The 20,853-nt window shown below is 40.2% G+C and carries 19 protein-coding genes and 1 riboswitch; of the genes, 10 read left to right on the plus strand and 9 right to left on the minus strand.

Features of this window, described 5'->3' with window-relative positions; translation table 11 throughout:
* Positions 1-228 precede the first annotated feature (228 nt).
* The 3 genes from ACSLUH_RS10380 (at position 229) to ACSLUH_RS10390 (ending at position 2,025) form a co-directional block, all read left to right on the plus strand.
* A complete protein-coding gene (locus tag ACSLUH_RS10380; protein WP_448566667.1) occupies positions 229-603 on the plus strand; it encodes a hypothetical protein in 375 nt (124 codons plus the stop codon).
* A 103-nt stretch (positions 604-706) separates the two neighbouring features.
* Complete coding sequence (locus ACSLUH_RS10385; RefSeq protein WP_448566668.1) at positions 707-1,330, plus strand: hypothetical protein; 624 nt, start codon at positions 707-709, stop codon at positions 1,328-1,330.
* Between the two features lie 122 nt (positions 1,331-1,452).
* Positions 1,453-2,025, plus strand: a complete 573-nt coding sequence (locus ACSLUH_RS10390) for a hypothetical protein (protein ID WP_448566670.1) — start codon at positions 1,453-1,455, stop codon at positions 2,023-2,025.
* A gap of 106 nt (positions 2,026-2,131) precedes the next feature.
* Here the strand turns inward: ACSLUH_RS10390 and ACSLUH_RS10395 are convergent, their stop codons facing one another.
* Both ACSLUH_RS10395 and ACSLUH_RS10400 read right to left on the minus strand, forming a co-directional pair.
* A complete protein-coding gene (locus ACSLUH_RS10395; RefSeq protein WP_448566672.1) occupies positions 2,132-2,410 on the minus strand; it encodes a hypothetical protein in 279 nt (92 codons plus the stop codon).
* A 51-nt stretch (positions 2,411-2,461) separates the two neighbouring features.
* The gene (locus ACSLUH_RS10400; RefSeq protein ID WP_448566673.1) at positions 2,462-3,058 is read right to left on the minus strand and encodes a pyridoxine/pyridoxamine 5'-phosphate oxidase; all 597 of its coding nucleotides are present in this window, start codon (positions 3,056-3,058) and stop codon (positions 2,462-2,464) included.
* Between the two features lie 264 nt (positions 3,059-3,322).
* On the opposite strand from ACSLUH_RS10400, the gene ACSLUH_RS10405 reads away from it, so the two are divergent.
* The 5 genes from ACSLUH_RS10405 to ACSLUH_RS10425 all read left to right on the plus strand — a co-directional run bounded on the left by ACSLUH_RS10405 (position 3,323) and on the right by ACSLUH_RS10425 (position 9,895).
* Positions 3,323-4,870, plus strand: coding sequence for a Re/Si-specific NAD(P)(+) transhydrogenase subunit alpha (locus ACSLUH_RS10405; protein ID WP_448566675.1), 1,548 nt, complete (start codon positions 3,323-3,325; stop codon positions 4,868-4,870).
* 9 nt (positions 4,871-4,879) lie between these two features.
* Positions 4,880-6,283, plus strand: coding sequence for a Re/Si-specific NAD(P)(+) transhydrogenase subunit beta (gene pntB, locus ACSLUH_RS10410; protein ID WP_448566677.1), 1,404 nt, complete (start codon positions 4,880-4,882; stop codon positions 6,281-6,283).
* A gap of 134 nt (positions 6,284-6,417) precedes the next feature.
* Positions 6,418-7,839, plus strand: coding sequence for an alanine/glycine:cation symporter family protein (locus ACSLUH_RS10415; protein ID WP_448566679.1), 1,422 nt, complete (start codon positions 6,418-6,420; stop codon positions 7,837-7,839).
* A 64-nt stretch (positions 7,840-7,903) separates the two neighbouring features.
* Complete coding sequence (locus ACSLUH_RS10420) at positions 7,904-9,223, plus strand: DEAD/DEAH box helicase (protein ID WP_448566681.1); 1,320 nt, start codon at positions 7,904-7,906, stop codon at positions 9,221-9,223.
* 15 nt (positions 9,224-9,238) lie between these two features.
* Positions 9,239-9,895: a hypothetical protein gene (locus ACSLUH_RS10425; protein ID WP_448566683.1), complete on the plus strand. Its 657-nt coding sequence runs from the start codon at positions 9,239-9,241 to the stop codon at positions 9,893-9,895.
* Between the two features lie 20 nt (positions 9,896-9,915).
* Here the strand turns inward: ACSLUH_RS10425 and ACSLUH_RS10430 are convergent, their stop codons facing one another.
* The gene (locus ACSLUH_RS10430; protein ID WP_448566685.1) at positions 9,916-10,806 is read right to left on the minus strand and encodes a GGDEF domain-containing protein; all 891 of its coding nucleotides are present in this window, start codon (positions 10,804-10,806) and stop codon (positions 9,916-9,918) included.
* A gap of 425 nt (positions 10,807-11,231) precedes the next feature.
* On the opposite strand from ACSLUH_RS10430, the gene ACSLUH_RS10435 reads away from it, so the two are divergent.
* Positions 11,232-13,172, plus strand: a complete 1,941-nt coding sequence (locus ACSLUH_RS10435) for a monovalent cation:proton antiporter family protein (protein ID WP_448566742.1) — start codon at positions 11,232-11,234, stop codon at positions 13,170-13,172.
* A gap of 20 nt (positions 13,173-13,192) precedes the next feature.
* Positions 13,193-14,002, plus strand: a complete 810-nt coding sequence (locus ACSLUH_RS10440; protein WP_448566687.1) for a class I SAM-dependent methyltransferase — start codon at positions 13,193-13,195, stop codon at positions 14,000-14,002.
* A gap of 330 nt (positions 14,003-14,332) precedes the next feature.
* Here the strand turns inward: ACSLUH_RS10440 and ACSLUH_RS10445 are convergent, their stop codons facing one another.
* The 6 genes from ACSLUH_RS10445 to ACSLUH_RS10470 all read right to left on the minus strand — a co-directional run bounded on the left by ACSLUH_RS10445 (position 14,333) and on the right by ACSLUH_RS10470 (position 20,850).
* Positions 14,333-15,481: a patatin-like phospholipase family protein gene (locus ACSLUH_RS10445; RefSeq protein ID WP_448566744.1), complete on the minus strand. Its 1,149-nt coding sequence runs from the start codon at positions 15,479-15,481 to the stop codon at positions 14,333-14,335.
* Positions 15,482-15,675: 194 nt separating this feature from the next.
* Complete coding sequence (locus tag ACSLUH_RS10450; protein ID WP_448566689.1) at positions 15,676-16,035, minus strand: DUF3718 domain-containing protein; 360 nt, start codon at positions 16,033-16,035, stop codon at positions 15,676-15,678.
* Positions 16,036-16,099: 64 nt separating this feature from the next.
* Positions 16,100-16,188, minus strand: a riboswitch (cyclic di-GMP riboswitch).
* 326 nt (positions 16,189-16,514) lie between these two features.
* The gene (locus tag ACSLUH_RS10455; protein ID WP_448566691.1) at positions 16,515-17,174 is read right to left on the minus strand and encodes a CoA transferase subunit B; all 660 of its coding nucleotides are present in this window, start codon (positions 17,172-17,174) and stop codon (positions 16,515-16,517) included.
* 24 nt (positions 17,175-17,198) lie between these two features.
* Entirely contained in the window at positions 17,199-17,900 is a 702-nt protein-coding gene (locus tag ACSLUH_RS10460) for a CoA transferase subunit A (RefSeq protein WP_448566693.1), read from the minus strand.
* A gap of 29 nt (positions 17,901-17,929) precedes the next feature.
* Entirely contained in the window at positions 17,930-18,838 is a 909-nt protein-coding gene (locus ACSLUH_RS10465) for a hydroxymethylglutaryl-CoA lyase (protein WP_448566746.1), read from the minus strand.
* A gap of 2 nt (positions 18,839-18,840) precedes the next feature.
* On the minus strand, positions 18,841-20,850 hold the full coding sequence (locus tag ACSLUH_RS10470; protein WP_448566695.1) for an acetyl/propionyl/methylcrotonyl-CoA carboxylase subunit alpha: 2,010 nt from the start codon (positions 20,848-20,850) through the stop codon (positions 18,841-18,843).
* Between the last annotated feature and the right edge of the window lie 3 nt (positions 20,851-20,853).

Here is a 20,853-nt window from a genome sequence, read left to right on the forward strand (position 1 = left end):
TTTTGAATAACAAAATAGGTAAAAAAATAGAAATAACATACATTTTCAAGCACAGTAATACAGAAACCGACTATCCAATTCCTTGTATTTTAAAAGTAGAAGAATTGGAAAGCTAACAAGTTACTCAAAAGGACGCAAAACGCTTGGCTTGTGCTCCTTCGTCGCTAATTTTAGCCAAGCATTTATGCGCCCATTAGTAAGGCGTTATATTTTCAATGGAGTGAGAGTTTGAATTCTAATAAATCCAAAATAGTATGGTTAAGCCTTTCTACCTTATTACTGTTTTCTTATTCTGCTTTTTCTCTTTGGCTTCCCCATTACATTGAGAATCAATATGAAGAAAGTAACTCGAGAAATCTAGAAGAGCGAATTTCTTTAATAGAGCAAGCAATTGCAAAAGCTGAAAGTGAAGAGCCTTTTAACAAGTCTCAGATTGTTACTGTTTTCAAATCAACCATAGAAAGTGAAAAATCTACGGAAAATTACATCTCTAAAGTAGTTAATATGTTTACAACTGTTTCTAGTATTTTAATAGGCGTTTTGCTAATACATTTAGCTTCATTAATATATGTGTTTCAAGGTTTGGTGAAAAAGAAAATATAACAAGCCATTGCAGTGAGGGACTTTTAACAGTTGGCTTTTTCTCACTGCGTTCGTTATTTTAGCCAACTAGTAAAAGCCCCTGAATGGGGCGTTAGGCATCTTAATGAATCAAGCTCGTTGCGTTTTATGTGGTGAGAGAAATGCCACAACTAAGGAACATGTCCCTCCTCGGTCAATTTTTCCGAAACCAAGGCCAAGTGACCTAATTACAGTTCCCGCATGTTTTAATTGTAATAACGACTCTTCACAAACAGATGAAAGCTTTAAGGTCCATCTTGGTATGCACGTTTGGAATGATGAACAGGCTATGCGTACACTAGACCATAACACCAAACTAAAAGCAGAATTTATATCAAAAATAAAACCTGCCCAAGTTTTAGATGCAAATAATCAAGTACGAGGAGAAGTACACTTAAGCTTGTGGGACAGTAACGCACATTCAGTGACAATTGAGAAGTGTATTAAAGGTTTATATTTCCATCACTTTGGGGAAATTCTTAGTAGCAAAGCACAAATTAAGACTCATTATTTTCAATCACTTACTCCTGAATTAGTTAAGATGTCAGAAAATTGGGCATTTAATAGTGTAGGTAATGATGATTTTGTTTATAAATATACCTCTGCTTCCAATGGCTCCCAGACAATGAGTGTTTGGATTTTTCAGTTTTTTGGTGCCCATTGGGCTGGTGGGCAAACATTAATGGATGTAGAAGAAAACGATGCCTAACAAGGCCATTATGGTAATTGGACACAAAACGCTTGGCTTGTGCTCCTTCGTCGCTAAGTTTAGCCAAGCATTTATGCGCCCCATATGGTGGCGTTAGGTTTTACGGAAAGAAAGGACTCAACATGAAAAAATTTTTTCTCGCCACTTTTTGTATTATTACTGTAGGGTGTGCAAGCACTGAACAAGGTGCTAGTTTTTCAGGAGCCTCGTTTGAATATATTGAACCAGTAGGTTCTGATATTGCCTATTTACATCTGGAAACTGAAGAAAAAACAGATGGTTTTGGGCTTGCCCCTTATCCCCATACCGCAATTATTTACGAGCTGTGTTCACGCGAAGATGAAAATAGCACCTTTGGTTACGCTGGAGATATTAAGGTATCTACAGAGTTAAAATTAGGAAACCCTGCAACTGTAAAAGTGGCGTCTGGAAAACCTATTTTTGTAGCTTTTGGTTTAATACACCCCGTTAATGGCTATGAATGCACATCAAAATATATATTTACACCTGAGAGAGGTAAAACGTATTCATTGGTTAATTCCGTTAGTTGGTCTGAGTGTCCAACTAAGGTAGGAGTTGTCTCAAACGGTAATCAAGTTTTACCTATTAACGGTTTACAAGTTTTAGACAAAGCTACGAATTTACAGCTGGAAAATAAAGGCGTAAATGTAATTCGAAAGAAGTGTAAAACCTAACAAGAGACTATGGTGCTCAATGTCCGCTTCTGGCACTTAAGTGACTTTAGGTTTGTTTAAGTGCTACCAAGTCGTTGAATAATGAAATAAAAAACATTCCGGTGATTTATTTACCACACTTTATTGTCTTTTCACCAACATGGTAGATATTATTCACGGCAACGTAAACGCTCGAGACTATCGCCGACGTAGGTATGGTAATAATTGACAATACTTCATCATTCCATCGATAAAAACTGGTATCATTTTCCAACAGGTTGACGACTTTTAAATATTTCTTATCAGAAGAGAGTTCACAGCGATATTGTGCTGAATGATCCACTTCTGGCACGACCATACATCCTGAAGTCATAGTGGCTAATGTAAAGAGCAATGTTGTTCTCATGTGTTAAGTCCTTTTGCTTGATGTTTGACGTTTTTATACCTTCATGATTAATTAGGGTTGCAGCATGCTTTTATGCCATTGCTGATCGCTTTGGCGATATAACTCTCTCGTGTGTACTCGGCTCTCTTTAAATGTTAAAAACTCAATGGTTATTGGTGTGATTAAATAGCCACCCCATGTAGCTGGGCGCTCAATAGGCTGATTGTCTTGCGCTTGTTGTTGCACGTTAAAATAGTGTTCCATTGATTGCTGCTGATGCCATTCTTGGCTTTGCTTAAAACTTAAAGAAGCTAATTGAGCATCACTATTACGTGTAGCCCAGTAGCTATCAGCGATGTTATCGGCAATTTTTGAGGCTACGCCGACGACTCTAACCTGCTCGCCAATATGATCCCACCATGCGGTTAGTGCTATTTTAGGGTTAGTGGCCAGTTGCTGACCTTTTGCCGAATCATATGCCGTACAGAAAATAAAACCTTGTTCATTTACAGCTTTCAAATCGACAAAGCGCGATTGTGGAAAACCCTGTTCATCAATGGTTGAGATACATACTGCACTTTTTTGGGTAAGTGGAGAGTCAAGTTTTGCCTTTTGCCAAATGTAATGAAACTTTTGCACTATTTCCTTAACGACGGTTTCGTTATTCACTTTCCCTCCTGTGCTGATGTTAAATGCCTTTAGCCACAATCCTAAATAAAACTGCGCTCGCTATGCTAGCGCAGTTAAGCGATATTTTCGATGATAACTTTGTAAGTGTTTGTATGAAAAGTGTATCTTTAATAGCGCAATTTCGACCAGACTGAGTTATTTATCCCTATGATTTTGTGGTTATTAATGATACAACTTCTGTTGGCTATTTAATCATGTGGCGATAGAGATCGCTAAAATAATAACAACGAATGAGGGTGCTTTATGATCATAGGGATCCCCAAAGAAACACGTAAGGGTGAAAATCGTGTAGCTAGCTCGCCAAGTGCGGTAAACGCGCTGATAAAGCTAGGGTTTGATATTCAAATTCAAAAAGGGGCGGGTAATAAAGCGAGTATCAGTGACGAAGAATTTGTCGCTTCAGGTGCTGCTATTGTTGCTAAAAAGGCTTGTTGGCAAGCGGATATTGTTTTTAAAGTTAATGCGCCAACACTTGAAGAAGTTGAGCAAATGAAAGATAACGCTTATCTCATTAGCTTTATAGCGCCGACCAATAATAAAGAACTGCTTGATAAGCTTAAACAAAAATCAATCACCACACTTGCGATGGACATGGTGCCACGCATGACACGTTCGCAATCAATGGATGCGTTAAGTTCGATGGCCAATATTGCTGGCTATCGGGCGGTAATTGAAGCAACACACCACTTTGGCCGATTTCTAACCGGACAAATTACCGCCGCAGGGAATTTACCACCAGCAAAAGTAATGATTATTGGGGCAGGTGTTGCTGGATTGGCTGCTTTAGGCACTGCGGGAAGTTTAGGTGCCATAGTTCGGGCCTTTGATACGCGTCCAGAAGTTAAAGAGCAGATCGAAAGCATGGGCGCAGAATTTTTGGAGCTAGATTTTAAAGAGGAAGAGGGAAGTGGCAGTGGCGATGGTTATGCCAAAGAAATGAGTCAGGCATTTATTGACGCTGAAATGGCACTCTTTGCCGAGCAAGCTAAAGACGTTGATATTATTATTACCACGGCGATGATACCGAATAAACCTGCGCCTAAGCTGATCACTGAAGACATGGTGAAGTCAATGAAAACTGGCAGTGTTATAGTCGATTTAGCGGCCGCTGGAGGGGGAAATTGTGAACTAACTGTCCCTGATAAAGTCACCAATGCAGATGGCGTCAAAATCATTGGCTATACCGATTTAGTGTCACGATTACCCAATCAGTCTTCTCAACTCTATGCCAATAACCTGGTCAATTTGGTCAAACTTATTTGCCCAAATAAGGATGGTAAGATTGACGTAAATTTTGATGATGAAGTTATCAGACATATGACGGTGGTCAATCAAAATGAAATTAGTTTTCCACCACCTCCAATAAAAGTCAGTGCAACGCCTAGCAAACCAGCAGTTCAGAGCAAAGACACAAAATCAACCCAAGTGGCAAATGAAGAAAAAACAGCCAATCCGTTTATCAAATATGGAATCTTGGTATTGGCCGCGATGTTATTTGGTTGGATAGCCAGTGTCGCGCCGGCTGATTTCTTATCACATTTTACCGTCTTCGTGTTGTCATGCGTAATAGGTTATTACGTGATTTGGAATGTTAGTCACTCGTTGCATACGCCACTGATGAGTGTCACTAATGCCATTTCAGGGATCATTGTCGTCGGAGCACTTTTGCAAGTGGGGAGTGACAATCTTGTCGTGCAAGTGCTAGCCGGTATTGCGATTTTAATTGCCAGTATTAACATCTTTGGTGGCTTTTTCGTCACTAAGCGGATGTTAAAGATGTTTAGAAAATAAGGAACTGATATGGAATTCTCACAAGGTTTTATCTCAGCTGCTTATTTGATAGCAGCGCTATTGTTTATTTTTTCGTTGTCGGGCTTGAGTAAGCAACAAACCGCAGAACGAGGGAACTGGTTTGGCATCATTGGTATGACCATAGCGCTAGTTGCGACGCTTATCGATCCTAAAGTTAATAATCTAATGATTATTATTGCTGCTGTTATTGTCGGTGGTTTAATTGGATTGCGCTTGGCCAAGAAAGTTGAAATGACGCAAATGCCGGAATTGGTCGCAATTTTACACAGTTTTGTCGGTTTAGCGGCAGTTTTTGTTGGTTTTAATAGCTACTATCAAATGCAAGGAGAGCATCTGAATCTGAGTCATATTCAGCAAAGTGCCGCGGTCAATATTCATTTGACTGAGGTTTTTTTAGGGGTCTTTATTGGTGCGGTCACCTTTACTGGCTCTGTGGTAGCGTTTGGTAAACTTCGCGGAGTATTCGATTCTGCGGCATTAATGCTCCCACATCGACACAAGCTTAATTTAGTGGCTGGTTTTATTTCATTTATCTTAATGATTAAATTTGTTACCGCTGGAGGCTCAGACGCCGCACTTTATATTATGACCGTTATTGCATTAATTTTTGGCTGGCATTTAGTCGCGTCGATAGGTGGTGCCGATATGCCAGTGGTTGTTTCAATGCTAAATTCTTATTCTGGTTGGGCAGCTGCGGCGGCAGGGTTTATGCTAAGTAACGATTTGTTAATAATCACTGGCGCTTTAGTTGGCTCATCAGGTGCAATCTTGTCATATATTATGTGTAAAGCAATGAATCGCTCATTTATTAGCGTTATTGCTGGTGGCTTTGGCAATGATGTTGTCATTGATAATGATAGCGATTATGGCGAGCATCGAGAAATAAAAGCAGAAGCTGTCGCTGATCTCTTAACTCAAGCAAAGTCAGTTGTCATTACTCCTGGTTATGGGATGGCCGTGGCTCAAGCACAATATCCGGTGTATGAATTAACCAAAAAATTACGCGATAAAGGGATTAAGGTTAGATTTGGTATTCATCCTGTAGCAGGACGTCTACCTGGTCATATGAACGTCCTGCTTGCGGAAGCCAAAGTTCCTTATGACATCGTTTTAGGGATGGAAGAAATAAACGATGACTTTACTGATACTGACGTGGTGTTGGTGATTGGGGCCAACGATACCGTTAACCCTGCGGCAACCGAAAACCCTAAAAGCCCCATAGCCGGTATGCCGGTTTTGGAAGTTTGGCATGCTAAAAATGTTATTGTTTTTAAACGCTCAATGAATACAGGCTATGCGGGCGTGCAAAACCCGTTATTTTACAAAGAGAATAGCCAAATGTTATTTGGGGATGCGAAAGACTCTGTTGAAAAGATAAACAAAGCACTTTGATGTTAATTAATCGAATATGAGATGTTGTGAAAGATTAAATAATATAAATAACTTAATTCAAATCGTTATTTGACCTAAAAAGCCAGTGACTTCACACTGGCTTTTTTATAACGCATAGATAGGAAAGAAAAAATATGACCTTAATTGAGCAATGGGTTGGAACGATAAATGGTTATCTTTGGGGAAGTATTCTTATCTATTTGCTCACCGGGTGTGGTATTTGGTTTACCTTGCGTTTAAAGGCATTACAAATTACCCGCTTTACTCATATGTTCTCACTGCTAAAGTCTAGCCGTCAGCAACAACGTCATGGTATTTCATCTTTTCAAGCGTTATGCACATCTTTAGCTGCGCGTGTCGGTACCGGTAACTTAATGGGGGTTGCAGTGGCAATTTCTTTAGGAGGGCCTGGTGCAGTATTTTGGATGTGGGTTATTGCCCTTGTTGGAATGGCAACTGCTTTTGCCGAAAGTACGTTAGGTCAACTGTATAAAGAAAAAGATCTCAATGGCGATTACCGAGGAGGGCCAGCCTATTATATGAGTAAAGGCCTTAAAAATCGTTATCTAGCGTTACTTTTTTCGGTGTGTTTATTTTTTGGATATGGCTTTGTTTTTAGTTCAGTACAAGCAAACTCAATTACTGATGCATTTAATGGCTCATTTAATATTCCGCCGTTAGTGACCGGCATCGTGATAACTTTAGCTACTGCCTATATCATTATGGGGGGCTTGAAGAATATCGCGCGTTTCGCCGAGATAACGGTGCCTATTATGGGTATTATTTATTTTATCGTTGCCATTGCTGTTATTGCGATAAATATTGACAAAATTCCAGCGATTATCAGTGATATTTTTATGTCAGCATTTGGCCTTAAGGAAGCAGGAAGTGGCTTAGTTGGTGCGGCGATCGTCCAAGGGGTTAAACGTGGCTTATATTCTAACGAAGCAGGGATGGGCAGTGCACCTAATGCCGCCGCTGCAGCAGAGCCTTATCCACCGCATCCAGTTTCTCAGGGTTATATTCAAATGTTAGCAGTGTTTTTCGATACGATTGTGGTATGTTCTTGTACCGCATTTTTGATACTACTGTTTGATAATAGTGAATCAGGGATTGCCGGTATTCAATTAACACAACAAGCGCTGGCATATCAGGTAGGAGACTGGGGCAGTGACTTTATTAGCATAGCGATCTTATTGTTTGGTTTTACTTCCATCGTTGCCAATTTTGCATACGCTGAAAACAATTTGAAATACCTTAGCCTTGATCATTTACTTGGGCATTGGTTTTTACGCATTGGTTTTCTGGCTATGTTGCTTTTTGGATCGGTTGCGAGCTTACCTGAAGTGATAGCGTTAGCAGATTTATCGACAGGCATGATGACCATCGTTAATGTTACTGCGCTGTTTTTATTAACTAAAGTGGTTGTTAACCTTACCTATGATTATCACATTCAAGTAAAGCGAGGTCAGCTACCTGAATTTAAACCAACAAAGACATTACATGAAGAGTTAAATTTAGCCAAAGGTGTTTGGCAAGATGAGCATGGCAAATAAATTACAACAGCTAGGAGTAAAGCTGATATAATCGCCGCGTTTGAATTTTGAGGAAAGTTTGTTTATGAGTGTTGATGCTATTGGTTTATCAGAAGAGTTACTTAAAGCGGTAAAGCAATGTGGCTATAAGAATTTAACGCCAATTCAACAACAAGCGATCCCTGCTATTCGTTCTGGCGTTGATATTTTAGCTAGTGCGCAAACAGGCACAGGGAAAACGGCAGCGTTTAGCTTACCCATTTTAGATGCCGTTGCAAAAAGTAATGCTGATACGCTGCAAGCTCTTATTTTAACGCCGACACGAGAGCTAGCTCAGCAGGTTGCTGAAAACCTCCAGCAGTATAGTGAGTATTTGCCAGTAACCTCAGGGGGTATTTATGGGGGGGTAAATATGCCCGCTCAAACTCAAATGCTCAAAGCTGGCGTTCATATTCTGGTAGCCACCCCAGGTCGTTTACTTGAACATATGGCCTTAAGGCATGTTGACCTCTCTCATGTTAAATATTTGGTGTTAGACGAAGCTGATCGGATGCTAGATATGGGCTTCTTGTCTGATCTTGAACGAATATTGCAGCACATTAAACAAGCGCATCAAACGTTAATGTTTTCTGCAACGTTTTCTAATAAAGTTAAATCGCTAGCCACACAAATATTGCACACCCCTAAAACGATTGAAGTTGCAAAACAAAACTCTACCTCAGGGAAAGTAAAACAGTCGGTGTATTGGGTCGCTGAAGCACGCAAGCGGGAATTATTGTCTGAACTTATTGGTGTTAATAACTGGCATCGAGTTTTGGTTTTTGCTGGTACCAAGGAAAGTGCCAATATATTAGCAAAAGAACTAAAGTTAGACGGAATAAAAGCAGCACTTTGTCATGGTGACATATCTCAAGGTGGCAGAAACAAAGCACTTGATCAGTTTGCTGAAGGAAAAATTCGTGTGTTGGTGGCAACGGATGTAGCAGCTCGTGGGCTAGACATAGAAGATTTAAGTCATGTGATCAATTTTCATTTACCATTTCTGGCAGAAGATTATGTCCATCGTATTGGTAGAACAGGGCGAGCGGGTAAGTCAGGAACGGCGATATCGTTAGTTAGCCCTAAAGATGAAAAGTTTTTAGGTAACATTGAAAAATTAATCGGTCGCCGTTTTGAGCGTATCGTTGTGCCTGGATATGAGCTTGATAAGGCAACCCCTATTGTTCACCAACAAGCGGAGCAATCAGAGCAAACGATCAAAAAAAGTCGTTATCAAATGACAAAAGAGAAGAATCAAGCACTCGCCAAGAAGAAGTCAGCTTCATCGAGTAAGAAAGAAAAACCGAAAAAGCTAAGCAAAAAGAAAAAGTTAAAGAAGAGTTTAGCGAAAGTAAAACGTAAATAATGTGATCTTTGTTTTATGGATTTTTCTCGCGATGAATATTGCCATATAGAAGCGCCATTTAATTATCGACATAGTTGTTGGTTTTGTGGGGAACCTGCAAGCCATGAATTGTTTTTTCCTCACCCACATCTGAACTTACTTCAATGTTCACACTCGCCGCTGATTATTAATTGTTGTAAGGAGTGTCAAGGCGCCGCGCATCAATCGATTGCTGACAATATCTGGCAAGTAGCAACAGACGTTAAAAAATTCCTAGTAAAAAAATATCATAAAGACCTCGCTATTGGATTAAATTGGACTCAAGATGAGCTGGCTAACAGTCAATTTGAAGGTGGAAATTTTGAATCATTTCAACGTAGTGCTTGGTTTATGTTCGAAGTTGCTCAGGCAAGAGTAAGTTTTCAGGGATGGCCTATTATTGTCAACGGTATTGAAATAGAGTCGGCATCACTTATTGAAGAGACATTTTCGGTTAATGGTACTGATTTTCCGTCTTTACACCATGCCATAGCCCACTATACAAAAGCCTATGGTTTGGCAAAAGGTTACTTGGCTGATGTGGTCACTATTGTTGGACAAGAGCAGTTCTCGTTCGCGGTTCGTTTATGTCGAGAAATGAAAGATGCAACACCTGATGAGCGCCGATTGGCGCTTGAAGCTCTTATCGATTAAGTTCATCAGGTCTTAGATTATTAAACCACGGATAGTTTAACCGGCATGTTCATTTTGCGTCGGTAAAGCATATTATCAGCACGTTCAAATAGGCTCTCTTCAGTATCTACTCGCGTCATAAAGGTATAACCTAACGAACAAGTGACTTGATACTTGCTTAAGGTAGCGTTTCGCTTAATGGTGTGATCAATGCGTTGCTCAATTAACTGCAATGATTGATCGCAGGCATTTTCGACTATTACGGCAAATTCATCACCGCCAAACCTAAAGACACTGTCAGAATCTCTTGTACTTTGAACAAGTGCATCAGCAAATGCAATTAACACCTCATCGCCGATCTGGTGGCCATAAGTATCATTAATTTGTTTGAATTTGTTTAAGTCACCGACAATGATACCCAGTCTAGATTGTTGGCGGTTGGCGTGATGCATTGCGCGTTTCAACTGCTGATCGAACTGTCTTCTGTTGCCTAGGCCTGTTAATCCATCCTCCATCGCAAGTTTGATGGCATTTTGATATTGAATAGCGTTATACAGCGGATATAAAAGGAGTTGATGCAGTTGCTCTAGCTTTTTACGATTAACGATACTGATTGGGCGATTAAGTGCATAGGTCAAAGAACCTAGGTAGACACCATCTAATTTAAGTTCGAAAATTCGTTCTTTTTTCGTATTGCGACTACCACGAGCCTTCGCGGTAATATTACCTTGCTTGAAAAAAAGCCCTGAGAAGTTAACTAGATTTGCCGCTTCTGCAGCAAAACTATTAAGAATAGTGTCTAACTCCAAACTTGTTTGAAGTTTTTTGGCTAAAGTAAGCTGTTGTGACGCCGCTAGCTCATCTTCCCTGTTGAGTAATGTAAAGGCGTTAAAATCGATTCGGGTCTTTTCGATTATATTTAACGTTTGCATAATACCACCTATTTGCTCGAACACTAGTTACTAAGCGAGAATCATGCCAAATTTTATGTTTTTCAATAGTATGATTTTTAACTATATTTTAATTGTTTGTACCAATTAACTTTCAAGAAATTTGCATGGCAATATTTTGACGGCAAGTTTTCGCCGCCTATCGTTGCCATGGTTTACCCGATAGAAATTCACGTTATACTGTAAAGACAGCTCTTTGTTTTTATTTTATTTTTGCAGTGTCGGTGAAGGTCAATGCAACCTAATCAATAGTGCGAAATAATGAGTAGAGCGTTAGTCGTTTAATGCGCAAGGTTGATGATTTCTAGCAATTAGATTTTTTGACGCAGTAATTAAAACTAAAAGGATATAAATCAATATGTTACTAAGGTTGAATAGTGTTGAGTAGTTTTGTCGAAATCTTGGCAATGCTAATGAGTGCAGTTGTTTCTGTATGGTTGTTTCGTAAACTCCATTTACCGACCATTCTCGCTTATCTAGTTGCAGGTATCTTGGTCGGGGATCACGGGTTTGCGCTGACAAATGAGCATGTTGATTATGAGCACTTTGCAGAGCTTGGAATCGTCTTTTTATTGTTTACACTTGGCTTAGAGTTTTCTCTTCCCAAACTGATCGCCATGCGTCATTTAGTGCTAACGGTAGGTAGCTTACAGGTCATTATTTCCTTAGCGATATTTATGGCGATTGCTATGTTCTTTGGGCAAAGTGTGGCAAGTGCATTTACCATCGGTGGTGTATTGGCACTTTCTTCAACCGCTATTGTTATCAAACAGTTGAGTGAAAGTGGAGCGGTAAAACGCAAGTCGGGACAGATATCCGTTTCAGTTTTGTTATTTCAGGACGTTGCGGTCGTTCCGTTACTCATTATTATCCCCATGTTTGCTATCGGAACCGAAGCGTCAATGGCAACGGCATTGCTTGAAGCTTTATTTAAAGGTATTGCGGTTGTTGTCGTGTTATTAATGACTGGTAAGTGGTTGCTACCGAAGTTATTTAACTTAGTTGCTCAAGTGAGAACCGACGAGTTGTTTGTATTAACAACCTTATTAGTGACTTTAGTAGCGTCAGCATTAACACAATGGTTTGGCTTGTCGATGGCTCTTGGGGCTTTTCTTGCGGGGATGATGTTAGGAGAGAGTCAATATAAACATCAATTAGAAGCAGATATACGTCCTTATCGCGATATTTTGTTGGGCCTATTTTTTGTTACGGTTGGTATGAAACTCGATATTGCTTTTTTGTTTGCATCACCCGGTACTATTTTGTTGGTAATGTTTGGCTTTATGTTAATTAAAATCATAGTCATTAAACAATTAGCAACCTTATCTGGAGAGTTAGCTAAAGACGCTTGGGCATCTGGGATTATGTTGGCTCAAATGGGAGAGTTTGGTTTTGTCATGATTGCGCTGGCGGGGCAAGTGAATGTCTTACCGGATCATATTGCTGCGATATTGCTAGGCTCAGGGGTTTTGAGTATGGCGTTAACCCCTTACATGATTAATAAAGCAAGACAATGGGGGATATGGTTGAGTAATGAAAAAGCGGCAGATACCAGTCATTTGACTGAATTAAGTGAAACTAAGCTTTTGCATGATCATGTCATAATTTGTGGCTTTGGTCGAGTTGGTCAAACCGTGAGTCGTTTTTTAAAACAAGAAAGTATTGATTTCGTCGCCATTGATATTGATCCGTTGCGAGCGACTAAGGCACGTGAAGCGGGCGAAAATATTCTGTTTGGTTCATCACGTAAAAACGAATTATTACATGCTGCAGGTCTTGATAGAGCGAAATTAGTGGTCATCGCGTTTGGTGAGGATCGGCAATCGTTAGAGGTGATTCAAAAAGTTCGAGCTCTAGCGCCCAATGTACCGATATTAGTGAGAACCCGAAATGATGACCAACTTGATATTTTGCAACAAGCGGGTGCTAATGAAGTAGTTCCTGAGAGCTTAGAAGGAAGCTTAATGTTGGTATCGCAAGTATTGTCGCTATCAGGTGTGCCTTTTTCAAGGATTGTCAGGCGAGTTCAAAAAGAGCGGAAAAACCATTACAACCACCTTCATGGCTTTTACCAAGGTGAACACACGGATTTAGGTCCTGAAGCTATCGATAGAATCGAGTTTGCTCATGCGATTCACCTAAACGATGATTCATTCGCTTGTGGACATTCGATCCGCTCATTAAAGTTGGATCCGCGTCGCGTCGTTGTTGTCGCCTTAAAGCGAGAAAATACTGAAATTGAAGAGCCAGATGAGCATACCGTATTGCGCTCGCAGGATACGTTAATTGTTCGAGGAAAACCTCGGCGGGTTGAACGAATTGAAAGGTTTTTACAAGAAGGGCACTAACGTAATGTCGGTATTTCTTGATGAGTGAACAGGCAGTAAAAGCACATTATCGCCATGGCGATCTTTTGTCGTCTATCTTAAACGATTTAGCGTCTATTGGTAAAACGCAGGATGATATTACCTACGAAGAGTTAGGTTTTCTTGATGAATTTCATTTAGGCGGCCCTCAAGCCAGCGAACGTTTATTATTAAATAGTAATTTAGCTAAAGATGGTTTCATCCTCGATGTGGGATGTGGCCTTGCCGGTACTTGTCGGCGTTTAGCCTTAGCTAATCACCAAGCGGTGATTGGGTTGGATCTTTCATTAGAGTATTGTCAGGTAGGTTCGCACATTAACGGCTGGTTTAATCTCGATAAAGTGGTTTCAGTTATTAATGGAAGTGCAACTCAAATTCCAGTGCAAAATCATTCTATCAGTGGTGCGATTATGTTGCATGTTGGTATGAATATCGAGGATAAAAATGCCTTATTTAAAGAGCTAAAGCGAGCCTTAAAACCCAGTTCAAAGTTAGCAATCTATGACTTGGTCACCGGCAAAGATACGCTACCCACATTGCCATTACCATTCGCCTCAACTGCTCAGGAGTGTCATTTAGCAACAATTGAGCACTATATTGCTGTGCTAGAATCTGCGGGGTTTAACAATATAAAAGCTATCAATCGTAAGCCAGAGGTTATTGAATACTTAGCTTCACTAAAGCGTATTCAAACATCAATTTTGTCTGTTAAAAGCCTGTTAAAGAAAGATTCATCGATAAAAATGAAAAACTTGTTGGAATCGATAAATGAGAATACGATTTTGCCTTATGAAATCTATGCAACATCGTGAGTATCATCACTGTATATTGTAATCATTATGTAAAAAAATTGATTTTTGTTGTAAAGATAAGTAAAGTAGCGGCCAAATTTTATTGGAGTGAAGTGCAAGGATTGCAGACATGGATGTAGTTACTATTTCTTTTCTATCAGTTGTTATTTCATGTTTATTACTCGTGTCTCGTATCAATAAGTTTAGAAAGCTTAACTTAATTATGAATGGAAATTTTTTAAATATTGAAAGAATGAGGGATTTTAAATCCGTAGCTTTACGAATTGCTAGTGTTCATGTCATTGTTTTTTCACCGCTAGTATTCTATTTTCTTGTTAAACTGTAACGCACTTATAAACTCAAAAATTCTCGGATTTGTGTTTCTTTTTTCATGGTATCTTCATAACCAAGCTTAATAAGTTGGCGGCAATAATTCTTTTCAAAAAGAATGTAACTGATCAAACTTGACTCTGAATCATTACTAATTCCAAAATTTCTCAGTAATAGACGAATAGAAATGGGTAAATCCGAAAAGTATTCAACCGCCATTGCATTAAAATCATGGCTCGGATTAAGCAGCATTGAATCTATATTTTTAAGGCCTTTTTGATTATTTTTTGTATCCTCAGGTACGAGCTTTAATGTTCCGTTGATACGCTTCATACGCTCTAGATCACTTTGAATCGTATCTGAGAAAATACCGTCGAGAAGATGACCTGCAATTGTTGCGGTTGTAGGTGGGTGAGGATTATTTTCCTTTGCGTGAAGCGGTTCTTTAGGTTGTTCTACACCGACTATAAAAAGTTGCTCGCCACCCAAGTGAATAGCTGGACTTAATGGTGATAGCTGATGAATAGAGCCATCACCATAATGTTCATGCTTTATTTTTATCGAAGGAAACACTAACGGGATAGAAGCTGACGCCATTAAATGTTCAGCGTCAATCCTCGTTGGTTTTCCGTAACGTTTTGCTCTAAACCACGGTGCAATATTTGATTGTGATTGATAAAAACTAACTGAATTGCCACTACTATAACTTGAAGCAGTAACCGACAGACCGGTTAAATAACCCTTATTGATATTGGTATCGATACGTTGAAAGTCGATAACATCATTGAGTAACTGCCGCAACGGCTCATTATTTAATAAGCTTCTCGGCTTTTTATTGGCATAATCGGCTTGAAATGTTGCTAAGAGACCGCGAAAAATATGGCCAAATACCCGAGAGGGATCGCTATAATAAACGCGGTTAGTATTTAAGTTATTCCAAACCCACTCTAGCTTCTTTACCGCTAAATGAAAACAAGAAGAATAACACGCCAGAGCGGTACTGTTGATAGCACCCGCTGAGGTTCCACAGATGATCGGAAATGGACTGGCATAATGTCGAGGGATATATTGAGCAACCGCTTTTAAAACCCCGACCTGATAGGCTGCTCGGGCACCGCCTCCAGTAAGTACTAATGCATTTTTACTGTGTTGAATCTGGCGTTTTGACATCATACTAGTTATTGTTTTTCTTAAACTATTTTTAATTGTAATGGTAAATTCATCGTTGCACTAGTTTAAATCGTGATTTCTTTGCTTCGATAAAGCTTAGACAAAAAAAAAGCCAGTATAAACTGGCTTTTTTAACTGACAGAAAGAATTATTAACTGGTAAAACATTATTACGAATGCCTACTAGCTAACAAATTAGCTACTTACACGTTCGTTAGCAGCATCTATCAATGGTTGCGATCCAGATTGAATTAGCGCTAGGTTCTCTGAAACAACTTTCTTAGGTAATTTACTAATTATCATCGAGCCTGTTTCAACAGCACCTGCTACAGCGGCAAATTCTAACAAGTTTTTACCATTACATTGAATATCGTCAAAAATCTTACGAATTTTTAAACGATTCGTCTTTAAAAAAGAACGCATACGTTTCTTATCATCGGCAGCGACATATTCACAAATACTTTGTGCAATGTTTGCTGCTTTTGCCTGTGGTGCAGTGACCATAGACGACAATGTTAAAGCTGTGATAGTAGAAACTAGTAATAATTTTTTCATTTTAATAACCTTTTAAATCAGTAGAGTTAATAAAAGAAAAAACCACAGGATGTACCTATTGTAACTCGGTAACTCCGCTGTCATAGACTTTTGATAGCCCTTAGACCGGTGGTTTTGCGTAACACGTTTTCGCGTGTCTTGCCTTTTCTTCGTCTCTTTAAGTATCGCGAATGGCTAGCGCAATTGCAACTAAAAAGCTAGTTTATTTTTTGGAAAATATAAGTTATTTTTTTAAGTTTTTGTTTTGTAATGCTTTATATTGTTTTGTTTTGTTATTTATATTTTTGTTTTTGTATTTTTGTCCAGAATAAAACATGCTTTATTCACGTGGAGTTTTAAATATACTTAAAGATTTTAGACAAATGGCAGTGAAGAAAGGTTGAAAAATAGCGGATTTAAAGTAGAGGTTACTTTAATTAAAAATAAAAAACCGTCACATTGGAGTGACGGTTTTTTGCGTAAGTACGAGCAATGAAAGGTTAGCTAAACTGCATTTCCGGCACGTGCTCAGGAACAACCAATTCACCTTCAGTGAGTTTAACAATTTCTTCAACTGAAACACCTGGCGCTCTCTCTAACAGGTGAAACTTTCCATCTTTTATTTCGATAAAAGCTAGGTCGGTTAATACCCGTTTGATACAACCTTTACCGGTTAGTGGAAGAGTACATGATTTTAATAACTTAGACTCGCCATGCTTCGAGGCATGGGTCATGGTGACAATGATATTGTCGGCACCAGCGACGAGATCCATAGCTCCGCCCATACCTTTAATTAACTTGCCTGGGATCATATACGAAGCAATATTGCCATTAACATCGACTTCGAATGCTCCTAAAACCGTTAAATCAACATGGCCACCACGGATCATTGCGAAAGATTCAGCAGAATCAAAAATTGATGCTCCCGTTGCCATGGTAACCGTTTGTTTACCTGCATTAATAAGGTCTGCGTCAATTTCGCTTTCTGTTGGGAACTGTCCCATACCCAGTAAGCCATTTTCTGACTGCAACATAACTTGCATGCCATCAGGAACATAGTTAGCAACTAAGGTAGGGATCCCTATGCCAAGGTTAACATAGTAGCCGTCTTGAAGTTCTTGAGCGACACGCTGTGCTATTTGTTCTCTTGTTAAAGCCATAATTTTAATCCTCTTACAACGTGTTTAGCTTTGGCGAATTGTGCGTTGTTCAATACGTTTTTCAAACGTACCCTGAATCAAACGATCAACGTAGATACCAGGTGTGTGTATTTGATCTGGGTCTAGTTCACCAGGCTCAACAATCTCCTCAACTTCAACTACGGTTATTTTTCCCGCTGTTGCTGCCATTGGATTAAAGTTGCGAGCAGTTTTTCTAAAGACTAAGTTACCGTAACGGTCTGCCTTCCATGCTTTAACAATGGCGAAGTCTCCGGTAATGGATTCCTCTAAGATATAGTGGCGACCATTAAATTCACGAGACTCTTTGCCTTCGGCGACAGGCGTTCCATATCCGGTTGCGGTAAAGAATGCTGGAATGCCAGCACCACCAGCACGCATTTTTTCAGCAAGTGTGCCTTGCGGGGTTAATTCTACTTCAAGTTCACCACTCATCATTTGACGTTCGAACTCGGCATTTTCACCGACGTAAGAAGCGACGATTTTTTTAATTTGGCGCTCTGGTAACAATACGCCCAAACCAAAATCATCGACACCACAGTTGTTTGAAACCACAGTTAACCCTTTGGTACCTTTTCTTTTTATCTCTGCGATAAGGTTCTCAGGGATACCACAAAGGCCAAATCCACCGGCGATCACTGTCATGTTGTCTTCTAGACCTGCCATGGCTTCTTCATAGCTTGACACTACTTTGTCAAATCCGGCCATCTTTTACTCCTTAATCGTAAAAAAGTGCGCTATTGCTTAGCGCGAAATGCATTTGAAACTTTAGAAATAGGGGCTTTGCCTAATACGTCGCTAATAAACCAACCTGCGTTAAGCAAACGCTTAAGATCAATGCCAGTTTCAATACCTAGCCCGTTCAATAAATACACAACGTCTTCAGTTGCAACGTTACCGGAAGCGCCCTTAGCATAAGGGCATCCGCCTAAACCAGCAACGGCTGAATCGATCACTGCTATTCCATTTTGTAGTGCAGTGTAAATGTTCGTTAACGCTTGCCCATAGGTATCATGAAAGTGAACCGCTAAATGAGCTTTGTCTACTCGGGCGCTCACTGCCTGTAACATCTTTTGTACGCTATCGGCAGTGCCTACACCGATGGTGTCACCAAGGGATATTTCATAACAGCCCATTTGATAGAGTTTTTCGCTCACCCGCGCGACCTGCTCAGCTGAAATATCACCTTCATAAGGGCAACCAACTACACAGGAAACATAGCCACGAACTTTAATATTCGCTTGCTTAGCCGCTGCCATTATTGGCGTGAAACGCTCGATACTTTCGTCAATAGAACAATTAATATTTTTTTGACTAAAGCTCTCAGAAGCGGCGGCAAAAATTGCCACTTCATCAGCTTTTGCGGCCATGGCTGCTTCAAACCCTTTCATATTAGGCGTTAATGCTGCGTAAGTAACACCAGGCTTTTTATGTATACTTTCAAAAACCTCGGTAGATGTGCCCATCTGCGGCACCCATTTGGGCGAAACAAAGCTACCACTTTCAACGTAGCGTAATCCTGCATCAGCGAGTTGCTCAATCAATGCGACTTTATCTTTCGCACTAATTAACTGTTTTTCATTTTGCAGTCCGTCACGCGGGCCGACTTCAACAATTTTTACCGATTTTGGCAAAGTTTGCGTCATCATTATTCTCCTGCGGTGAAGGCTAATAATTCACTGCCACCATCGACCATGTCACCTTCTTGATAATACAAGGTATCTACTGTGCCATCACTCGGAGCTTTAATGGTATGTTCCATTTTCATTGCTTCCATGATGACCAGAGGCTGATCTTTAGTCACCTTATCACCCGCTTTCACTAATACGCTTACCATAGTGCCATTCATCGGAGCGGTTAAACCCCCAGCGATATCGCTGTCTTGCCCTTCACCGATATCTGGTAACACATGAGTAAAGTTAAACACACCATGTTGGCGATATAAGCTAATTTGTTGTCCGTCTTGAGCGATGGTTGCTGAACTGCGATGTCCATTACAGGCAATATATACGGTATTACCTTCGATGCGACCTTGACAGTCATAGGTGCTGTTATCAACGGTGATCAAATAATAACTGTCACTTCCTTGTCGCTTCTGTTCGATACTCACGTCATAGTTAATCTCGTTGTGAGCTAAAGTGATCTGATGAATATGTGGTTCATTTAATCGCCATGCATTGGTCATATTCCAAGGCGAGTAGGGATCGCTTGTTGATGCCGCCGCTTGTTCTGCTTGTCTTGCTTTGGCTAACACGAGATAAAGTGCTGCCATCGGCAATTCTAAAGCAAGATCTTGGGCTTGATCATGAAATATTTTATCGTGATGCTTATCGATAAAGCCGGTGTCGATATCTTCTTCAATAAACGGCTGACAAGTCGCTAAATTATAAAGAAAATCTATATTAGTGGTTACGCCACTTATGCGATATTCAGCTAAGGCTTTTGCTAAACGCTGTAATGCTTTCGTTCGGTTTTCATCCCAAACAATAAGCTTGGCGATCATTGGGTCATAAAACACACTGACTTCATCACCTTGTCTAACACCGGTATCAACACGCACGTTAGTACTTTCTGCTGGCGGTTGTAAAAACGATAACTTACCCGTTGCCGGTAAAAAATCGTTGTTAGCATCTTCAGCGTAAATACGTGCCTCAAAGGCATGGCCTTTAATGGTTAATTCTTTTTGGGATTTAGGCAGTTTTTCACCCGCTGCAACTCGCAGTTGCCATTCCACTAAATCTTGTCCAGTGATCATTTCGGTAACTGGGTGCTCTACTTGCAGGCGAGTGTTCATTTCCATAAAGTAAAACGAACCGTCGCTATCGAGTAGAAACTCTACCGTACCAGCACCTTGATAGCCGATAGCTTGGGCTGATTTAATCGCGGCTTCACCCATGCGTTGACGTAATTCTTCACTCATGCCAAAGGCTGGGGCTTCTTCAATGACTTTTTGGTGACGGCGTTGGACTGAACAGTCACGTTCAAATAGATAAACGGCGTTACCGTGGTTATCACAAAATACTTGAATTTCAACATGGCGTGGCTGGGTGAGGTATTTTTCAACCAACATCGTATCGTCACCAAAAGAAGATTTTGCTTCACGTTTTGCAGCAGCAAAACCTTCACTAAACTCAGCTTCGCTCCATACTTGGCGCATACCTTTACCGCCACCACCTGCGGTTGCTTTTAATAATACCGGATATCCCATATCATCAGCGGCTTTTTTGATCACAGCTTCTGATTGGTCGTCACCATGATATCCCGGCACTAATGGCACTTGTGCTTTTTCCATGATTGATTTCGCAGCAGACTTTGAACCCATTGCTTCAATTGCGCCGACTGGAGGACCTATAAAAACGATGTTTTCTTGCTGGCAAAGGCGACAAAACTCTGCGTTTTCTGAAAGAAAACCATAGCCGGGATGAATTGCCTGAGCACCAGTTTGCTTAGCAGCCTCAATCACTTTATCAGCAAGTAAATAACTTTCTCTCGAAGGTGAGGGGCCCAAGTAAATAGCTTCATCAGCCATGGTGACGTGTAAAGCACTTTCGTCGGCATCAGAATATACCGCAACAGTTAAGATACCTAGCTTACGTGCAGTTTTGATCACACGACAAGCTATTTCACCACGGTTGGCAATTAATATTTTCGTAAACATGCC

Source organism: Thalassotalea ganghwensis (assembly GCF_053485795.1).